The sequence below is a fragment of the Mesorhizobium sp. M0894 genome, from assembly GCF_040319725.1.
Classification (GTDB): domain Bacteria; phylum Pseudomonadota; class Alphaproteobacteria; order Rhizobiales; family Rhizobiaceae; genus Mesorhizobium.
Genome location: NZ_JAMYOG010000001.1, coordinates 250,981 through 269,941 on the forward strand (window position 1 = coordinate 250,981; position 18,961 = coordinate 269,941).

15 protein-coding genes and 2 pseudogenes are annotated in these 18,961 nt (G+C 61.5%); 12 read left to right on the forward strand and 5 right to left on the reverse strand.

The genetic code is table 11. The features are described 5' to 3' along the window. Positions 1–61: 61 nt before the first annotated feature. The 6 genes from NKH91_RS01330 to NKH91_RS01355 all read left to right on the forward strand — a co-directional run bounded on the left by NKH91_RS01330 (position 62) and on the right by NKH91_RS01355 (position 8,250). The gene (locus NKH91_RS01330; protein ID WP_352564986.1) at positions 62–1,000 is read left to right on the forward strand and encodes a LysR family transcriptional regulator; all 939 of its coding nucleotides are present in this window, start codon (positions 62–64) and stop codon (positions 998–1,000) included. A gap of 581 nt (positions 1,001–1,581) precedes the next feature. After that, positions 1,582–2,766, forward strand: coding sequence for an ROK family transcriptional regulator (locus NKH91_RS01335; RefSeq protein ID WP_352564984.1), 1,185 nt, complete (start codon positions 1,582–1,584; stop codon positions 2,764–2,766). 143 nt (positions 2,767–2,909) lie between these two features. Next, entirely contained in the window at positions 2,910–4,187 is a 1,278-nt protein-coding gene (locus tag NKH91_RS01340) for an ABC transporter substrate-binding protein (RefSeq protein ID WP_352564982.1), read from the forward strand. Between the two features lie 74 nt (positions 4,188–4,261). Further along, positions 4,262–5,182: a carbohydrate ABC transporter permease gene (locus NKH91_RS01345; RefSeq protein WP_352564980.1), complete on the forward strand. Its 921-nt coding sequence runs from the start codon at positions 4,262–4,264 to the stop codon at positions 5,180–5,182. Continuing rightward, a complete protein-coding gene (locus tag NKH91_RS01350; protein ID WP_352564978.1) occupies positions 5,182–6,084 on the forward strand; it encodes a carbohydrate ABC transporter permease in 903 nt (300 codons plus the stop codon). Before NKH91_RS01345 ends, NKH91_RS01350 begins: the two co-directional genes overlap by 1 nt. Before the next feature lie 24 nt (positions 6,085–6,108). Further along, a complete protein-coding gene (locus NKH91_RS01355) occupies positions 6,109–8,250 on the forward strand; it encodes a beta-galactosidase (protein ID WP_352564976.1) in 2,142 nt (713 codons plus the stop codon). A 123-nt stretch (positions 8,251–8,373) separates the two neighbouring features. Here NKH91_RS01355 and NKH91_RS01360 read toward each other — a convergent pair whose 3' ends face one another. Beyond that, on the reverse strand, positions 8,374–8,670 hold the full coding sequence (locus tag NKH91_RS01360; RefSeq protein WP_352950943.1) for a substrate-binding domain-containing protein: 297 nt from the start codon (positions 8,668–8,670) through the stop codon (positions 8,374–8,376). Between NKH91_RS01360 and NKH91_RS01365 the strand changes: the two are divergent. Beyond that, a pseudogene (locus NKH91_RS01365) lies at positions 8,645–8,746 on the forward strand (carbohydrate ABC transporter permease); the annotation flags it as partial. The gene NKH91_RS01360 and the pseudogene NKH91_RS01365 overlap by 26 nt on opposite strands. A 363-nt stretch (positions 8,747–9,109) precedes the next feature. Here NKH91_RS01365 and NKH91_RS01370 read toward each other — a convergent pair. Beyond that, positions 9,110–9,628 carry a hypothetical protein gene (locus tag NKH91_RS01370; RefSeq protein WP_352884425.1) on the reverse strand — a complete coding sequence of 173 codons (519 nt, stop codon included), beginning with the start codon at positions 9,626–9,628 and terminating at the stop codon, positions 9,110–9,112. Positions 9,629–10,796: 1,168 nt separating this feature from the next. On the opposite strand from NKH91_RS01370, the gene NKH91_RS01375 reads away from it, so the two are divergent. After that, on the forward strand, positions 10,797–11,147 hold the full coding sequence (locus tag NKH91_RS01375; protein ID WP_352884423.1) for a TIR domain-containing protein: 351 nt from the start codon (positions 10,797–10,799) through the stop codon (positions 11,145–11,147). A 49-nt stretch (positions 11,148–11,196) separates the two neighbouring features. On the opposite strand, the gene NKH91_RS01380 is transcribed toward NKH91_RS01375, so the two are convergent. After that, positions 11,197–11,466 carry a hypothetical protein gene (locus NKH91_RS01380; protein ID WP_352884421.1) on the reverse strand — a complete coding sequence of 90 codons (270 nt, stop codon included), beginning with the start codon at positions 11,464–11,466 and terminating at the stop codon, positions 11,197–11,199. 38 nt (positions 11,467–11,504) lie between these two features. On the opposite strand from NKH91_RS01380, the gene NKH91_RS01385 reads away from it, so the two are divergent. After that, positions 11,505–11,822 carry a class I SAM-dependent methyltransferase gene (locus tag NKH91_RS01385; RefSeq protein ID WP_352884419.1) on the forward strand — a complete coding sequence of 106 codons (318 nt, stop codon included), beginning with the start codon at positions 11,505–11,507 and terminating at the stop codon, positions 11,820–11,822. A gap of 361 nt (positions 11,823–12,183) precedes the next feature. Here the strand turns inward: NKH91_RS01385 and NKH91_RS01390 are convergent. Then, positions 12,184–13,207 (reverse strand): annotated as a pseudogene (locus NKH91_RS01390) (LuxR family transcriptional regulator). 4 nt (positions 13,208–13,211) lie between these two features. Then, positions 13,212–13,394 (reverse strand): hypothetical protein, encoded by a 183-nt coding sequence (locus NKH91_RS01395; RefSeq protein WP_352884417.1) that lies wholly within the window; start codon positions 13,392–13,394, stop codon positions 13,212–13,214. 400 nt (positions 13,395–13,794) lie between these two features. On the opposite strand from NKH91_RS01395, the gene NKH91_RS01400 reads away from it, so the two are divergent. The 3 genes from NKH91_RS01400 (at position 13,795) to NKH91_RS01410 (ending at position 18,868) form a co-directional block, all read left to right on the forward strand. After that, on the forward strand, positions 13,795–14,196 hold the full coding sequence (locus tag NKH91_RS01400) for a DUF1194 domain-containing protein (RefSeq protein WP_352884415.1): 402 nt from the start codon (positions 13,795–13,797) through the stop codon (positions 14,194–14,196). Positions 14,197–14,537: 341 nt separating this feature from the next. Then, on the forward strand, positions 14,538–15,668 hold the full coding sequence (locus NKH91_RS01405; protein WP_352884526.1) for an efflux RND transporter periplasmic adaptor subunit: 1,131 nt from the start codon (positions 14,538–14,540) through the stop codon (positions 15,666–15,668). After that, positions 15,665–18,868 (forward strand): efflux RND transporter permease subunit, encoded by a 3,204-nt coding sequence (locus NKH91_RS01410; RefSeq protein ID WP_352591652.1) that lies wholly within the window; start codon positions 15,665–15,667, stop codon positions 18,866–18,868. Before NKH91_RS01405 ends, NKH91_RS01410 begins: the two co-directional genes overlap by 4 nt. Positions 18,869–18,961 lie beyond the last annotated feature (93 nt).

An 18,961-nucleotide genomic window follows, 5' to 3' on the forward strand; every position in this document is an offset into this window, starting at 1 on the left:
GATATTGGATTTCATCTCGCGTGGATTGCGACGATTTCGACTAGGTTGATGCGAGATACGCATGATATTGAGCAGAAAGTTGATGCCAGACTTGGTTGCAATTCAGGCGTTCGAATGCGCGGCAAGACACGCGAGCTTCACGCGCGCCGGCCGGGAGCTCAACCTGACCCAGAGCGCCGTCAGCCGTCAGGTCAAGGATCTGGAAGTCTATCTCGGCGCGCTGCTGTTCGAACGCATCCGGCAGCGCGTGGTGCTTTCCGAGGATGGGCGGCGCTTCCTGCCGGAAGCGCGGAAGCTGCTGCGGCAAGCCGAGGAGACGATGCTGCGCGCAATGTCGTCCGCCGACGCCAGATCGAGCCTGAGCATCGCCACCTTGCCGACATTCGGCAGCCGCTGGCTCAGTCCGCGCTTGCCTGAATTCCTGCGCCAGAACCCGGGCGTGATCCTCAATGTCGGCGCGCGCTCGGCACCGTTTGATTTCGACGAAGAGAATTTCGAACTCGCCATCCACTACGGACAGCCGGTTTGGGCGCGCGCCACATGCACCTATATCTGCAGCGAGTCGATCCTGCCGGTGGCCGGCGGTGCCCTGCTGGCATCGGGACCCAAGCTGACGCCGGCCGATCTTCTCAACGAGCCCTTGCTGCATCTGGCAACGCGCCCGAGGCTCTGGTCGCAATGGCTGGAGTGGGCCGGGCTGCCCGGCGAGACCGCCTACAGGGGGCACCGCTTCGATCAATTCTCAATGATCATCGAAGCGGCGGTTGCCGGCATGGGTTATGCGCTGCTTCCACGTTACCTAATCGAGCAGGAATTAAAATCCGACGAACTTCAGGTCGTTCTCGATCTGCCTATGGAAACGGAAAATTGCTACTATGCCGTACTGCCGGAGGCGAGAACGCCGTCCCCTACAACTCAGCATTTCGTCTCGTGGCTGATAAATCAGGTTACCGAGGTTGACCGGACACTGCCGTTCGATGAGCCCATGCAGTCTTCCTAGTACCAGCTAGCTGCCGAAATCAGGCTCGCTGATCCGAGGAGCCGTTCCGAAGTGTCATAGCGAAGCAGTGACCATCGCCGCCGATCGGCGGCCGGGCTGTCGTAAACCGAGCCGCATCCTCCGGGGGCGTTATGGGGGGAAGGAAATGCGCCCTTCCCTGCCCCACAATGCGACGCCGATTTCACGCCCCTGCCTGCGATTGCGACGACTGAAATTGGGGCCGTTAACGGCCTGGCAGCTTTCAGGATGACTGGCAAGAAAGCCGACCGTTGCGTCCAGCGTAGTGCGGACCGCTTTGCGCCAAAAGCGGTCATTGATGTTGGTTCCGCGCCAAAGGCGGACGAGCTCGTAACCGATTGAAGCAACCGGAGTCAGTTATTGCACGAGTAAGCGCAGTGACTCCGGAGGGCTTGGGCGCCCGCCACGGATCGCCGTAATCATCGAACGGGCTGCCGCGGTAGCTTTCACTGCGGAGCGACAACTGACGTTCGGCGTCATCAGAAAAAGGCGGACTCTGGCACGGTTCTGGTCTATGCCGACGCTCGTTGCCGGTCCGCCGGCCTTTTGCAACTGGTCCATGAATGAAGCGCCAGCCCACGACGTCGAGCCTGTTACGCCGACTCAATCGTTCGGCCGTGGTGGATTTGATCCGCACCGAAGGAGTGATTTCGCCATCGAGCCTCGCCGAGCGGCTGAACATCAGCCTGCCGACGGTGATGCGGGTGATCGAGGATCTGATTGCCGAGGATTTGGTGGCGTATGACGGGTTTGACGAGGCCAATGTCCGGGGCCGGCCGCGGGCGCGCATCAAGTTCCGCGGTGCGGCGCATGCGATCATTGGCATCGAGGCCGGCAAGGGCGAGTTCTACGGCGCCGTGGCCAATCTCGAAGGCGTCGTGCAGACAGAAATGCACGAGACCGCCGACGATGATAGCGAGCGCAATTTCGAGAAGCTGGTCGGCCTGATCCGCCGGCTGATGGCGGCCTCCCGCCCGCGCGGCCAGACCATTCGCGGCATCGGCATTGGCCTGCCCTCGATCGTCAGGCAGCCGGAGGGCGAAGTGGTGCTGACACTCGGGCTCGGCTGGCGCGACATGCCGTTGCGGGCGCGGCTCAGCGAACATTTTCAGATGCCCATCGTCGTCGAGAACGGGCGCAACCTCGCCGCCGTGGGCGAATGGGGATTCGGGGCCGGGCGTGGCGCCGACAGCGTCGTGAGCCTCTCGATCGGGCCCGGTGCCGGCGCGGGCGTCGTGATCGACGGCAAGCTCTATGGCGGGCACTCGCATGCGGCAGGCGAGCTCGGCTGGTATCTCGATGACCCCCTCCTCACCGGGCGGCCGTTCGAACATCTGGGCGACAAGCAATCGCTGCGCTTTTTCGGCATCCCCGAACAGGCGACCAAGATGCTCGAAGAGGCCAACACCCAGTATGCGGCGGGAAAGCTCACCCTGGGCGCCGTCACCGACCGGCAGGCGGACAAAATCGCGCCGGTTGTCACCGAGTTGCTCGACTATGCGACGATGGCGGTGGGCAGTGTTGCTGCCTTCATGAACCCCGAAATCATCGTACTGGCGGGCCGGGTCGTCGGCGGCGGTGATCTGGTGCTCGATGTGCTGCGGCACCGCCTCAAGGGCAATGTGTATGACCCGCCGCGCCTCGTGATGGGCGCGCTGGGCCACCGCGATATCGTCCTGGGCGCGGTGCGCCTGGTGCTCGATGCGACGACCCTCAACCCTGCCGACAGCCTCGTGATGGCCGACTAAGATCAATCGATCGCGATTGACAGCGACTGAATCTCGGCATTAAGTTTCTAACTGAAAGAAAAACCGCGCCCTGCGTCGTGTGGGAGCGTATCTTTCGTGGGAGGACTTCAATGACGAAGATTTTCAATCCGCTTGGGCGGACAATGCAGCGTCGTGACTTCTTGAAAGTCGCGGGTGCAAGCGTCGCGGTTGCAGCCCTGCCGGCGGCAGCTCGCGGTGCCGAGCCCGTCAAGGTGGTGCTGTGGTCGTGGGTGCCGGATCTCCAGCTTCAGGTCGACCTGTTCAACGCCGCGCATCCGGGCATCAAGGTCGAACTCGTGAATGCCGGCCAGGGGAACCCCGAATATCAGGCGGTCCGTGCGGGTCTGCAGGCGGGCAGCGGTCTGCCCGACGTCGTCCAGATCGAATACCAGCTGATCGAGACCTTCCGCCAGGTCGACGCCTTCGCCGACATCGGCCAGTACGCCAATGCCCATAAGGGCGAGTTCCCCGCAGGCCTATGGGCGCAGGTCGCCAAGGGCGATGTGGTCAACGGCATGCCGCAGGATTTCGGTCCGATGGCGATGCTCTATCACAAGGACATCTTCGATAAGCATGGGATCACGCCGCCCACCACCTGGGCCGAGTTTGCCGATGCGGGCAAGAAGATCCATGCGGCCGATCCGAATGTGTTTATCACCGACGCGCCGTTCGGAGCCAATGCCGACTGGGCCTTGGGTCTGTTGTGGCCGATGGGCTGGAAGCCGGTCAGCCGCGATGGCGACAAGCTCGCGATCAACATCAACGACAAGATTGCCAAGGACTTCGCCGCCTATTGGCAGGACCTTATTGACGCGGGTGTCATCGAGACCAAGCCGGGCTTCAACAATGAGTGGTACACCGGCCTCGATTCGGGCCGCTATGCCACGTGGCTCGCTGCCGGCTGGGGTCCGCTGTTCCTGACCTCGGTTGCCAAGACCAGCGTGGGCAAGTGGCGTGCCGCCGATCTGCCCCAGTGGGACGCGAGCAAGTTCGCGACCGGCGCTTGGGGTGGCTCAGCGCTAGCCGTGATGAAAACGACCCAGCATCTGCCCGAGGCCGCCGAAGCCGCGATCTGGCTGAACATTAATCCCGAAGCCACAAAGCTCTACACCACCAAGCAAAACTTCTTCCCCTGTACCAACGCGTTGCTGTCGAGCCCTGAATGGGCGGGCAACAAGCCGGAGTTCTTCGGCGGCCAGGAAGTGAACAAAGTGTTCGCCAAATCGGCGGCCGCAGTCAGCAACTTTGAGTGGAGCCCGTTCCAGGACTTCCTCTACCAGTCGATGGCCGATGAATTCGGCGCCTCGATCGGCGGCAAGGGCACGCTGTCGGATGCGTTCGACCGCATCCAGGACGCCGTGGTCGCCTACGCGAAGGAACAAGGCTTCACCGTAGACTGATTTCTCCCGGGCAATGGCCGGGCGCGCTTGACCGGCGCCCGATCTCTTCATCTTGCCGGACGGGGACCATGGCAATGTCGAATTCGCCAGCCGCCGCGACGCGCCCAGCGCGATCGGGCGGTTTTACGTCACGAAAGGTCGCGCCCTATCTGTTCCTGGCGCCCTTCGTGCTGCTGTTTATCGCCTTCATCGTCGCGCCGTTGGTCTATGCGTTCTACATGAGCCTCTACCGCGACACGCTGGTGGGCGGGCGGCAATTCGCGGGTGCAGCCAGCTACATCAAGGTCACGGGCGACGCCAAATTCTGGGGCGGCGTGTGGAACCTCGTTCTGTTCGGCATCGTGCAGGTGCCGATCATGCTGAGCCTGGCGCTGTTGTTCGCCATCGTGCTCGATCGTGGCCAGGTCTATGCCAAGGGCGTCTTCCGGCTCGGCTTCTTCCTCCCCTACGCCGTGCCGAGCGTGATCGCGACGATCATCTGGGGTTATCTCTACGGCCCCACCTTCGGCCCGTTCACGCAGATGGCCAAGGCGTTCAACCTGCCGCCACCGAACTTCCTGTCGCCGGGCGCGATGATCTTCTCATTGGCCAATATCGTGACGTGGGAATATGTTGGCTACAATATGGTGATCTACTACGCCGCGCTGAAGGCGATCCCGTCGGACCTCGCCGAGGCCGCGCGGATGGATGGCGCCTCGCCCTGGCAATTTGCGCGGCTGATCCAGCTGCCGCTGCTGTGGCCGGCGATCCTGCTCACCATCATCTTTTCGATCAACGGCACACTGCAGCTGTTCAATGAGCCGTATTTGATGCGCTCGCTCGCCGGTAACACTATCAATTCGAGCTACACGCCGAACCTCTATGCCTATTCGCTGGCGACTCAGAACCAGCAGTATGGCTATGCGGCCGCCGTCTCGTTCGTGCTTGGCATCGTAATCGCCGGTGCCTCCTACATCTTCACCCTGATCACCAACCGCCGTCGGCCGGAGCAATGATGACTACGACCACCGACATCGCCACTTTCGACGCTACCAGGCGCCGGCCCGGCGAACGGCGGCGCTCGCGGATCATCCTCACGCTGCTGCTGTCACTGTTCCTCGTCTACAGCTTCGTGCCGCTGGTCTATCTGGTCCTATCGGCAACGAAGACGAATGGCGACCTGTTCACCACGTTCGGCTTCGGCTTGGGCACCGAGTTCAACCTCTGGCAGAATCTGAGCGATCTGTTCAGCCGCGACAATGGCATCTTCTCGCGCTGGATGTTCAACAGCGTGCTCTATTCGACCGCCGCCGGGCTCGGTGCCGCGATCTTTGCTACCGCGGCAGGCTATGCGTTCGCCAAGTTCAAATTCGTCGGCCGCAATCTGCTGTTTGCGCTGGTCTTGGGCGCTGTGATGATCCCGCAGACGGCCCTCGTCGTGCCGATCTTCCTGCTGCTGGCGCTTTCGGGTCTCAGCGACAATCCGCTGGGCGTGATCCTGCCCTCGATGATCTCGCCGATCGGCGTCTATCTGATGCGCGTCTATATCGACCAGGGCGTCGACGACGAACTGCTCGATGCAGCGCGGCTCGATGGCGCCGGCGAGTTCGTGATCTTCCGCGCCATCGTGCTGCGGCTGGTGGCGCCGGGCATGGTGACCGTGGCGCTGCTCTCGTTCGTCGGGACCTGGAACAATTACTTCCTGCCGCTCATCGTGCTGCGCTCGCAGGAGTATCAGCCGATCACGGTGGGCCTTGCGACCTGGTATCAGCTCGCGCAGCAGGGCGGTGGCGGCGGACAGGTGCTGTTCTCGATCATCATCACCGGCGCGCTGGTCAGCATCATCCCGGTCATCGTGGTGTTCCTGCTGCTGCAGCGGTTCTGGCAGGGCGGCCTCACCGCCGGCTCCATCAAATAGACTATCGCCTGGAGTTTTCCGACTATGACGACTGCCTCGAAATCCGCGCCGCTCTCTGTCTGGCGGCCGATCGCAACCGACACTTTCCTCGTCGGTACCCCGCATTACCCGGAGCATGTCGATGAGAGCTATTGGCAGCGCGACGCCGACCGCATGGCAGCCGCGGGCTTCAACGCGGTGCGACTTGCGGAATTCGCCTGGCATATTATCGAGCCGCATGAGGGGACGTTCGACTTCGATTTGTTCGACCGCGCCATAGATGCGCTGGGCAAGGCTGGCATCAAGACCATCATGTGCACGCCGACGGCGACGCCGCCGCGCTGGCTGACGGCGCGTTATCCCGAAGTGTTGCGCGTCGATGCCAATGGCCGCGCCATGAGCCATGGCTCGCGCCAGCACGCCAATCTTGCGAGCGGAGTGTTCCGCGAGCATTCGAAGCGCATCACCAAAGCGATGGCCGAGCATTATCGCGGCAATTCGCACATCATCGGCTGGCAGACGGACAATGAGCTCAATACCTCTGGATCTCTGTCCTACGGTCCGGTGACTCTGGCCGAGTTCCAGGCCTTCCTCAAGGACAAGTACAAGACCATCGCCGCACTCAACGGTGCGTGGGGCGGGCATTTCTGGGCGACCGCCTACGACGATTTCGATCAAGTGGTGCTGCCCCTCGACTATGCCCCTGCCCCGGTCGGGCCGACCCATGTGGTCGACTATCACCGCTTCCTCGCCTTCGTCACGGCGCGGTTCCAGCACGATCAGGTGCTGATCCTGCGCGCCACCAATCCAGACTGGTTCGTCTTCCACAATCTGGGGCGGATCGACGACATCGACTTCCGTGGCGAGTTCTCGACCGATCTCGATTTTCTCGGCTTCGACATCTACCCGCATCTCTATGACGAGATGCAGCGGGTCGGCGGCGTCGGCGAGGTGCAGGCGCTGCATCTCGACATCTGCCGCGGCTTCACCGGCAACTTCATCGTGCCCGAGCAGCAATCGGGCTTCGGTGCGCAGCCGAACATCTCGACGCTGACGCCCGAACCCGGCGAGATGCGCCGCATGGCCTATACGTCAGTGGCGCGCGGCGCCGATGGCGTGATGTTCTTCCGCTGGCGGCCGGCGCATTTCGGCGCCGAGATCTATTGGATGGGCATCATAGATCACGATGACATCCCGCGGCGGCGCTATGACGAGGCCAAGCAGTTTGCGGGTGAGGTCACGGCGCTCAAGGACAAGATCCTCGGCACGCATGTGCGCATGGATTTGGGCATCGCCGGATCAGATTTCGACAATCAGGAGATGCACCGCTCCTACCCCATCGGCATGCCGAGCCCGCAGGACGATGCGACGCTGCTGCACCGCTATTGCTACCGCCACAACATCGCCTGCGGCTTCATCCATCCCGAGGATGATCTCAGCAAGCTCAAGGCGCTCTACGTGCCGCATTGGCTGAAATGGACCGATGCGTGGACGGCGCGGATCGAGGCCTTCGCCAAGGCGGGTGGAACGGTAATCCTGGGCGGCCGCACCGGATCACGCGACGTTAACAACCACGTCATCCGCGACACCTCGCCGGGCAAGACGCTCTCGGCGCTGGCCGGGATCACGGTCGAGGAGTTCGGGTTGCTGACGCCGATCGGCGGGAACGGCCTGTTCGAGCATGGCGGCCGCTTCGGCGCCAACACGGTGCGCAAGAAGCTGCCGGCGACGTCGGCGAGCCGCCAATACGAGCTCAAGATCGGGAATGCCCAGGTGACGGCGGCGCATCTTTATGAGTTGCTTAACGTCGCGCCCGGCACGGAGGTTATCGGCAGCTGGGCCAGCCGCTTCGCCGACGGCCAAGCCGCGATGACTTCGCGCAAAGTTGGCAAGGGCAATGTGATCTACCTCGGCACGTACCTCAGCGATGCTCTGGTCGAGGTGCTGGCCGATCAAGTGCTGGCGCCCGCCGGTATCGTGCCACTTATCGCCGACATGCAGGCCGGCGTCGAGGCGACGATCCGCGAAAGCAAGGACCGCCGCCTGCTGTTCATCCTCAATACGATGGGCGAGCTGGCAAGCATCGGCAATGTCCCCGCGGGCAAGGATTTGCTCGGCGATGGCAAAGTACGCGGCGGTAAGCTGTCGCTCCCGGCTTATGGCTGCAGCATCATCGAACTCGACTAGGGATGTTGTCGCGAGGCTTTGGGAAACGCTCAATATCTTCTGTCCCAGTGATCTTAGATTGGGCAGCAATCTCCACTCTAAACATCTTTGTGCTGCCACGTGCCACGACTTTCGGTGCGACCGTCACGAACACGCTTTTCGTACGTCCCTCGATCCTTTCGATGAGAAGCCGTGCCGCGTTTGCGCAAAGTTCGGCCCCGACTGATCGAAACTTGTCATGAAGGCGATACTGAGATCGCAAAAGGCTGTATTGTCGTGACCCATTATTGCCACGTCGCCTGGCACATGCAGACCCAGCTCCCTGGCAACGCTCAAAACCTCGAAAGCGACGAAATCCGTCGAACAAAAGACCGCTTCGGGGCGTGTCGTTTGTCGAAATAGTCGAAGCGCTTGTTTCATGAACATCCTTCTGATCACCATCCCGCCGCTGATCGTCTACCTGTTCTTCAACCGGCAGATCGTCGCGGGCATGACGGCTGGCGCTGTAAAGGGGTAAGGAAGTTATGGACCCGTGTCCGCTTTGGGCCAAACCGGACATCATGTCGTCCAAGCCGAACGGCTGCTTTGAGGAAACGGCGAATTTGATCTCAACAGCCGACATTAGGCGCAAAGCTGCCGTTCGGGTTGTGGATAGCTTTCGGGTCAGACTCTCCCGTTCCCTACGGGTCTTTGCAGCACCGAGACAGGCTCATCACGCCCGACACTGTAGACAATATCGCATGGTCTCTGAGGGGGGGAAAGGCGGTAGCGCTCTCCCGCTACCATAAATATCTGGAATAGCTGGATAATTCAAACCCGCCAGATGGCGGGTTTTTCATTTTCGTTGCCGGGGTAACGCTCGGGGTAACGGCAATGGGAACTAGTCGAGATCACGCGCGCCGATGTCCTGCACTCGCTCAAACAGCACATTGTAAAGTTCCGGCCGAAAGCCAGGTGTAGATTGGGCTTTGTGAAACTTGACTATTAGGTATGGGTTCCAAAGCTGGACGTAATGCAGGCTTCCCGACACCCCCGGCTTCGTCATCAGAAACTGCAGCTCTTCCAATTTCCGAACGCGCTCCTTCCACGTCGATACTGCTCGCTCTCCTGAGAAGCCGGACGCATAAGCGGTCTCGACCTGCTTGCTGAGCGTCACAAATCCCTCGTCATTGCTCCGACACCAGAGCTCCAGGTAGGTAGTCGAAACTGGCTTACCCTTGCCCGACAGACCGTCCATGATCGCGCCCAGCAAAGGCATGGTTCGGGGAATAGTGGTGAAGCCCTTCGCAGTTTTACGCGACCAAGTGTGCGCTTGACTGATCGGGCCGAAGACTTCTTTCCGAAGCTCAGCCTGCTTCATCTCAATCGTTTTTTTGACACCGAGTTTAGGTACGTTCATTTTAGCCTTCCAAGATAAGTGGCTGCGGGTTTGGACCCCGCAGCCGTCTGTGTCGCTCTCTGACTCGGGGGTGGAGGCCGAGCTGATCGAACAACACTAACATAGAGAAATTTTCCAATAATTACAATGACTTAGTTGCTGTCTGACCGACGGTCTATCGGCGTATGTAGGCAGTTCAACGATGACAGTTCGCACGTATGGTGTCAACTCGAATGCACACTTACGTTGCGCTTAATTTTTTATGTGAGCGAAATCAGAAACTTACTGAAAATTTCCTATGCTCTACGGTTATCCAGTTATCCAAATGTGCTCCACTGTGCTCCCGGTGCGCCATATGGGAGTGAGAGGGAACCCCGTAAGCATTTTTACCAGGATCGAAAACTAGGGCCGTAGGCGTGCGACGAGCTCGTCCCAGCCCTTCGGCTACACCGGGTCGTCCGCGCGCGTCCTGCACAGACATAGGCGGCTTAGATGGTGATCTTTGAACTCGGGTCGAGTACTGTTCCGACGAAGACTCAGGAGGCTAACTGATTGGCTGGAAGCAAATACTCGCGACGAACGGTTCTAGCCGCTTCGAGCATTCTCAAATCCCTTGGCCACTCGGGATTTCAACAGATGCTCCTCGAATTCGGCCTCTCCGACAAGAATGCTGGCAGCGGATCGGGCCTACAGGAACGCGCAAACTCGCTTGCCAGTCGCTATCGAAAACCCCACTGACAACACCGCCGAAGAGCAAAATCTCTGGGACGCGATTGTAGAGCGGGCGGTTGAAGAGAATAAACGCTTCGTGCTGCCTGGTGACATCCCGAACGTTACATCTTCCGAGCGGGTGAAGTTCGAGGAGGCTCTCAAAAAGACGCAGAAGCTCATCATAAAGATGCGATCGAAAAAGTCGCCAATGCCTTGTCGCAGTCAACGTCACCTCCCAATGCCATGCCACGGCCAAACTGGCAGCGGCCGACGAAGCCTCCGCCAACGAAGCCTCCGCGTGCCTGGCTGCCATCTCCCTTTCCGTCGGATGGCTTTGTCCAAGCTGAGAGTTTAACGCCTGCACCAAAGCCTGCCATAGCAGCTCCACAACGAAAGGTATTCGTCGTCCACGGTCACGACGAGGCGGCAAAAGAGACCGTCGCCCGCTTTCTGGAAAGGATCGGTTTCGACCCCCATTTTGCACGAGCAGGCCAATCGCGGGCGAACGATCATCGAGAAATTTGAAGCCAACAGCAAAGTGGGTTTTGCCGTCCTTCTACTAACGCCCGACGACGCTATTGGCGGGACAGCCGGACATCCTCCGAAGCATCGCGCGCGTCAAAACGTAATTCTCGAATGGGGGTTCTTCATAGGCCAATTGGGTCGTGAGCGGGTTTGCGCGTTGAAACGAGGCGATGTTGAACTTCCCTCGGACACAGTCGGGATCGTCTGGGAACCGTTTGACGACGATGGCGCTTGGAAACCGAAGCTGGCGAAGGAACTAGAGGTTGCGGGCTTCGACATCGACTGGGCTCGCGTCAACTACTAGCCAGTGTCCCTCGCGCGCGGGCGCCCCCCCTTGGTATGAGTGTGGCGAATTATTCGACCGGCGTGCCTAGCGCCTTCGCGAAAGCGGCGTTGGCTTCAGTCATCGCCTTGGCATCCTCAAAGGCGCGGCCTTCCGCCTCGGTGTCTCTCATCCGTTCGGCTTCGCGGGCGAAAGTGTCGACCGCAATGCTGAGGTGCGTCTCGGCAATTTTGAGGTCTTCAAGCTCCGCATCGAGCTCGGGCGAAGTCTTCGAAATGATCAGATTTTCGTAGAGCCGGATGCTCGCCTCGCAGGCTTTCTCAAGAGAAGGCAGGATCACCGGCACTTCGCGTCGTCAACAGCGCCTTTGAAGATGCTGTGCTTGCGAGTTCATCATTTGACCTCGGGACAAGTGCAACCGCGTTTCACTGGGTCGACGAAGCAGACGCACTGCAGAGGGTCGTTGATGCCCTTCGAGTAGGTGGGTGGTGGGCGCCATTCTGGAACATTTTTGGCGACCCTGACCGCGACGATCCATTCCACGAAGCAACGAAGGTCCTTCTCTCTAATGGTCCGGTGAACCCGTCAAACAGCGGCTCATCCAATCTTGAGTTCGGTGCTGATAAGGTCGCGCGATTGGCCGCTTTAGAAGCGACGCAAGCGTTTGACATGATCGACGTTCAGGCAAGCACCTAGCAGATAGAACTCGATCCAGATCGGACGATGCAGCTCTATTCGAGCTACTCCAACGTAACGCTCCGTCCTGATCGAGAGCGCGTGATTGCCGAGATCGGGCGCATTGCGCAAGACGAATTTGGCGGGTGTGTTACTCGAAACATGACGACCATCCTCTATGTGGCCCGCCGAGCGGTTTGATCGTCAGCTTAGATGGCCGCTTCTTGGCGCGAAGCGGACCGTTCAGAAGGGCTGCTCCTGGCCCAAAAAGCAGACTCATGCCGGCAGTGCACTCAAGTTCTCACGCTTACGATGAGGGTTCACTTCCCTTCACCCGCCTGGGGGGCGAGCGGCATGAGCAGGGCATTGGGGCGGGGCGGGGCTACTTGTTCGGCGCCTCAGCGCTAAGCAGTGAACGAACCAATGCGGCCTGGCTGCGCACTCCTGTCTTGTCGAAGATCCGCTGCAGCTGGGTCCGCAGGGTGTTGACGCTGACTGCGAGCAGATCGGCGGCGGCCGCTAGATCGTGACCATCGACAATCAGGCGGGCAAGCCTGACCTGGGCCGGCGAGAGTCCGTAGACTTCCTGCGCTCCAGTGATCCGGCGCGCGATCGTCGCGGCATCGTCGAATGACACCAGTACCTTGCCGTCCTCAAGCAGAACCCAGCAATGCAGCGGCACCCCCACCGCGTTCCTCACCAAGCGCCACTGCCCAGGCCTGTTTCGGCGATATGTTCAGGGGTCTCTGGCTCTGCAACTCGCGGAACGCCAGGCGCACCGCGTCGCGAAGTTCCAGATCACGCTCGTGTCGCCGGGCACGCAAGCGACCGGCGGCGTTGACCAGGCCCGGGTGGCCCGCTATCCGCTCGCGTGCCGGCCGGTTCGTCCAGAGTATTCGGGCGTCTGCGTCGACCTCGATCAGCGGGCTATTCGCTTCCTCGACGCTGCTCTCCATCATCACCATGCAACCGATCTTCCAGTCGCCGCCGATCCGGTGAAGAATCCGGAGCTGACGTTTGCGGTCTTCGCCCGTATCACTGCCGATCTGGTCGAAAGTCATCCAGGCCACGTTTCCGTCGACGACGATGTTGACCTTCTCCCAGCGCACGCGCTCTTCGAAGGCGTGCTTGTCGGGGAACCGCTCCACGATCTTCTTGAGCCGGGCGGCGATAACGTCCCAGCCTTCGTCGACCCGAACGCCGAGTGAGGCAAAGGCCTCCATTCGCCGGGTCTGCGGCGACTGCACCCAGTGGCTCGCCAATGCCTCGAAATCCCGCTGCAGCCAGGCTTCGGTCTCGGCGCGGATCACCGCCACGACTGCGGCCTTATCGGCCTCGCTATTGTCCATCACCCGCTCTCCGGCAACGTCGCGTGGCAGCATATCACGGCCAATCTCTCGCGGCATGGCCTCAGCTCGGAGGCATGCCTACAAGGATCAGCAAGGCGCAGACGGCGATTGACCCGAGCAGCCCGGGGCCCAATCGCGGCAAGGCGACCTGATCCGAGTAGTAGCGGTCTTCAGACTTGGCATCCTTCAGCGCGGGACGGGCCCCTGAATGAAGGTTCGCTGCGACGAGACTGTAAATGTCCATGACTGCCTCCGGTGCTGGCGCTTACATCGCTGGCACCCTGGCACGGACGAGCGTGCCGTTTTGTCATGCGCGCGGACCACAGAGCCCCGGTGTGGAGGGAGGCACAAACGCAATGGCAACAAGGGTTGCCTGCTCACCGGATGACCATGGCGCTATTGCTTGAGGGCGCTTCCGATAGCCAAGGTTCGCTTTTGGCGCTTTGCTGACGGGCAATTGGGGCCGGAAGCGGACGGGACCAACTAGCCAGAAGGTGCCATTCCGCTGGCGCCCCATCTTGGCCACAACGACATTACTTGCCATTGCCTGAAAACAACTGCGGTGCCGCGTTGGCCGCCTTGCGCCAGCACCTGCCTCTTGACGCTTCCGGCCGTGATACGCTCCTACCAATCGGTCATCATGCGTGTGGCCGAAGGCGGGTGACGAGCGTGGCGAGTTCCGCTTGACGGTATGTGTTGGTTTTGGCGAATACCTGTTTGAGCTGGGTGCGCGCGGTTTCGCGGCTGACGCCGAGTACAATTGCCGCCGCAGCATCCTCCCGTTTGACCAACTGGATGGACGCGCCGAGATGATGTCCTTCATTCCATGCTTCGCTGGTCGAAGAAAACCCGAACGGGTGCTAGTCGCTCTGGCGGTGAGCCTGACAACGTCGCTGTCGGCCACGGCGGAGCAGGTTTCCTCGGTGGATCTCGAACTGGTTCTTTGTGTCGATGTATCGTCTTCAATGAGCGAGATAGAACAACGGCTGCGGCGGGAGGGATATGTCAACGCACTGCTCGATGCCGCAGTGTTGCAGTCCATTTGAATCCGGCCGGCGTGGTAATGCCCATATCGGTCTCCTTCGACCAATATGAATCATAAGCCGTCCATCAAAGGAATCCTGAGTCCCTTAATTCGCGACTGACTTTAGCCCGGTGGCGGGGCAGCCACAGGGTGGACATTTCAGCCCACATGGAAAATGATCATGTTGCCATGCACAACACTGCAGTGCTCTGATCTCGACGAGAAGCCTGAGCGTAGAAGCGGATCAACCGACCTCCGGTCCAGCGAGCGAGGACGCAAATGGACATCCAAGAGAATGGGCAATTGCATCGCGACGCGGGCGGGCGACCCCATCGATCGGCCGGCTGGCTTGCCCGCGCCGCCATGTCGGCGGCATTCCTGCTCGGCATGGCTTTCAGCAGCACGGCGTTTGCGCAGGACCAGCCGCTTCCCGTGGTGACGGCGGCCAAGCCGGTGGTCCGTGAAATCGTCGAAGACGACGAGTTTGTCGGGCGCTTCGAAGCCGTCGACCAGGTCGCCATCCGTTCGCGCGTCAGCGGCTATCTGGACAAGGTCAGCTTCCAGGACGGCGCACTGGTCAACAAGGGCGACCTGCTCTTCACCATCGACCAGCGACCCTACCAGGCGGCTTATGATGCCGCCAAGTCGCAAGTGGACGTCGCCAAGAGTCTGCTCGAATTCTCCAAGATGCAGCTGGATCGCGCCGACGAACTCGCCAAGACCGGCAATATCTCAACCGCGACGGTCGACGACCGCCGGCGGGAATACCTTTCGGCGCAGGCGCAGATGCAGGGCGCGACGGCTGCGCTGACGACGGCCAGCCTGAACATGGAATTCACCGAGATCAAGGCGCCCTTGTCCGGCCGCATCGACCGCCGGCTGGTGTCGGTCGGCAACCTCGTGCAGCCGGATTCCACCTTGCTGACGACCATCGTTACGCGCGATCCGATCGACTTCTATTTCGACGTCGATGAGCGCCTGTATTTCAGCTACGCCCGCGACGCGAAGGAGCGTGGCGGCAGCATGCAGGAAGGCGCCGGCGGGCTCGAGGTGGTGGTTCGCGTCGCCGACCGCGCGGAGGCGGTATTCAAAGGCAAGCTCGATTTTGCCGAGAACCGGATCGACAACGCGACCGGCACCATGCGGGTGCGTGCAAGTTTTCCCAACGCCGACGGCATTCTCCAGCCAGGCATGTTTGGGCGCATCAACGTGCCGGGGTCGCTGCCGCATAGCGGCGTGCTGGTGCCCGACAAGGCGATCGGCGCCGATCAGGATCGCCGCATCGTGTTCCTGGTGGATGAGGCCGGGATGGTGTCGGCCAAGCCTGTGCGCACCGGCCCGCTTCTCGACGGCTACCGGGTGATCCGCGCGGGCCTGACCGGCGACGAGACGATCATCGTCAACGGGCTGATGCACGCCAGGCCCGGCACCAAGGTGAAGGTCGAGATGGTGACGTTGCCGCCCAAGGCCGAGACCGCCGAGTTGCAGCAATGAGGTTCGCACATTTCTTCGTCGACCGTCCGATCTTCGCATCGGTCGTTTCGATCGTCCTGCTGATCCTCGGCGGGATTGCTTATACCCAGCTGCCCGTCGCGCAATATCCCGAGATCGCGCCGCCGACCATCGTCGTTCGCGCGCAGTATCCGGGCGCCGACGCCGAGACGGTCGCAGCGACGGTGGCAACGCCGATCGAGCAGGAGATCAACGGCGTCGAGGGCATGCTCTACATGTCGTCCTATTCGTCGGGCGACGGGGCGATGGCGCTGACCATCACCTTCAAGCTGGGCACCGATCTCGACCAGGCGCAGGTGCTGGTGCAGAACCGCGTGTCGGTCGCCGAGCCGCGCCTGCCCGAAGAAGTCCGCCGCCTCGGCATCACCACCACCAAGACCTCGCCCGACCTGATGATGGTCGTGCACATGCTGTCGCCCGACAATACCTACGACCAGCTCTACGTCTCGAACTACGCCCGCTCGCGGGTGCGCGACATACTGCTCAGACTCGACGGCGTCGGCGACCTCATCATCTTCGGCGAACGCGAATATTCGCTGCGCATCTGGCTCGATCCGGAAAAACTGTCCGCCCTGGGGATGACCTCGGGCGATGTGGTGCAGGCGCTGCGCGACCAGAACGTCCAGGTGTCGGGTGGCTCGATCGGCGCGCCGCCGACCAGCACCGGCACGGCGTTCCAGTACACGGTCACCACGCAAGGCCGCTTCAACGACGCACGCGACTTCCGATACGTGATCGTCAAATCGACCGACGACGGCCGCCTGATCTCGCTGCAGGACGTGGCGCGCATCGAGCTCGGCGCCAAGGATTACGTCACCAACTCCTATCTCAACGGCAAACCGGCCGTGGCGCTCGCCATCTTCCAGCGGCCGAGCACCAATGCGCTCGCCGCAGCCGCGGAGATCCAGGACAAGATGAAGGAGCTTTCCCGCGACTTCCCGAAGGGGTTGAGCTACGACATCGTCTACAATCCGACCGAGTTCGTCGCCGAGTCGATCCAGGAGGTCTACAAGACAATCCTCGAGGCGATGCTGCTGGTCATCATCGTCATCATCGTCTTCCTGCAATCGTGGCGCATGGCGATCGTGCCGATCGTGGCGATCCCCGTGTCGCTGATCGGCACGCTGGCGGTGCTTTACGCCGCCGGCTTCTCGCTCAACATGCTGACGCTGTTCGGCCTCGTTCTGGCGATCGGCATCGTCGTCGACGATGCGATCGTCGTGGTCGAGAACGTCGAGCGCAATATCGCCAGAGGGCTGGCGCCCAATCCGGCGTCGCACCTGACCATGGACGAAGTCGGAACGGCGGTCATCGCGATCTCGCTGGTGCTGATAGCCGTGTTCGTACCGACAGCCTTCATCCCCGGCATTTCTGGGCAGTTCTACCTGCAGTTTGCGATCACCATCGCGGTGTCGACGGCGATCTCGGCATTCAATTCGCTGACGCTTTCGCCGGCGCTGGCGGCACTGCTGTTCAAGCCGCATCACGCTGCGGCGGCGCCGCCGCGCTTTTTCCTGGCGCGGTTCGGACGGGCGCTCGCCGACGGCTTCAATCGCGGCTTCGACAGGGTCGCCCACTGGTATTCGAGCATCATCCGCGTGCTAGTCGGGTCGTGGATAACGATCGCCGCCATGCTGACCGTTTTCGCGGCCCTCATCTACGCCACGGTCTACATGGTGCAGGCGGTGCCGCGCGGTTTCATTCCGTCGCTCGACCAGGGCTATGCGATCGTCGTCGTCCAGTTGCCGGACGGCGCCTCGCTGTCGAGGACCGATGCGGTCATCCAGCAGGCGTCGCAGATCATCCAGAAAACGCCAGGCGTCGACTACGCAGTCGCCTTCGCCGGCTTCTCCGGCGCGACCTTCACCAACGCCAGCAACGCGGGCGTGATCTTCGCCAGGTTCAAGCCGTTTGACGAGCGACTGAAAGCCGGCCAGTCGGCGACCCAGGTCATCGGCAATCTGTTCGGCAGCCTGCAAAGCATCAAGGAAGCCTTCATTATCGCACTGCCGCCGCCGCCGATCCGCGGCGTCGGCAATGCCGGCGGCTTCAAGCTGCAGATCCAGGAGCGCAACAGCGCCGACATGCGGCAGATCCTGGCGCTTGCCAACGAAATCGCCGGCATGGCCAACAAGACGCCGGGGCTGACGGGCGTGTTCACCACGTTCTCCGCGTCGAGCCCGCAATTCTTCCTGGCGATCGATCGCGACAAGGCGCGCATCCTGAACGTGCCGATCCCCAACATCTTCGAGACGCTGTCGATCAATTTGGGCACCGCCTACGTCAACGACTTCAACGCTTTCGGGCGCGTCTACCAGGTGCGGGCGCAGGCCGACCAGGCGTTCCGCCTCGATCGCGCCGACATCTTGAAACTGAAGGTGCGCTCGGCGACCGGCGCGCTGGTTCCGCTCGGCACGTTGATCGAGATCCGCGACGTCACCGGCCCGGCGCTGGTCCAGCGCTACAACATGTACGTCTCGGTGCCGCTGCAGGGCAACGCCGCGCCCGGCGTTTCCACGGGCGACGCGCTGGCATTGATGGAAGGGATCACGGCAAAGACGCTGCCGGCCGGTACCTCCTATGAATGGACCGAGCTCGCCTATCAGGAGCGCAACACCGGCAATGCCGCTGTCTATATCTTCGGACTGTCGGTGCTGTTCGTGTTCCTGGCGCTGGCGGCGCAATATGAAAGCTGGGTGCTGCCGTTCGCCATTGTGCTGGTGGTGCCGCTCGGCGTGCTCGCGGCGTTGCTCGGCGTGTCTTTCCGAGGGCTGGACAACAACATCCTCGTGCAGATCGGCCTCATCGTGCTGATAGGGCTTGCCGCCAAGAACGCGATCCTGATCGTCGAATTCGCGCGCCAGGCGCAGGAACGCGGCCTGTCGGCCGCCGAGGCTGCCGTCGAAGCCTGCCGGCTCAGGCTGCGGCCGATCCTGATGACCGCTTTCTCGTTCATCCTCGGCGTCGTGCCGCTGATGATCGCAACGGGCCCGGGCGCAGAAATGCGCCAGTCGCTGGGCACCGCGGTGTTCTCCGGCATGCTCGGCGTCACCTTCGTCGGCCTGTTCCTGACGCCGGTGTTCTACGTCACGCTCAGGTCGCTGTTTTCACGGCGCAAGCCCCGTGCCGAGGCCGAGCCTTCGGGGCCGGCAGAGGCGCCATCGGAGACGGCCGCCGAGTAGGGTTACGAATTCGCCGCGTCGGGCGCGGCTTATCACTCCAGAAAATCGGCGGCGCGGTAACGGCCACGATCTGCGCGACAACCGCGACCTCCG